This is a genomic window from Dellaglioa sp. CoH-56-MRSF-13, from assembly GCF_056782095.1.
Genome location: NZ_JBXAYC010000122.1, coordinates 1 through 318 on the forward strand (window position 1 = coordinate 1; position 318 = coordinate 318).

Annotated in this window: 1 protein-coding gene; it reads right to left on the minus strand. The window is 59.1% G+C overall.

Translation table 11 applies throughout. The features are described 5' to 3' along the window. Positions 1-251, minus strand: a 251-nt coding sequence (locus AC1RP1_RS08150; protein WP_481762742.1) for a hypothetical protein, incomplete at its 3' end; no start/stop codon positions are given. Positions 252-318 lie beyond the last annotated feature (67 nt).

A 318-nucleotide genomic window follows, 5' to 3' on the forward strand; every position in this document is an offset into this window, starting at 1 on the left:
TGTTGGACGTGCGCGCGGTCGTATGCAGCGCGTTCCTTTGCCGTTCCGTAGGGAAGGGGATCACCCTTTTTGAGGGTGCCCATTGCAACCATGTTGCGGGCTACCGCCCCGCCGCCAATGGCGTACACGTCAACAGTTACCGAATTGCCGTGATACGCCTGCACGTGTGCGACCTCACGCCCGCGCCGGTTGAGGATGACCCATGCGCTGATGCTTTGCCCTGCATTCGTGTCTCGTACGCGCTTCGCCATTTTGCTAACTCCGTTTAGGTTGTTACTCGTTGAAAGTGAGACTATTGTATGCGGGCCGGGCGGACCC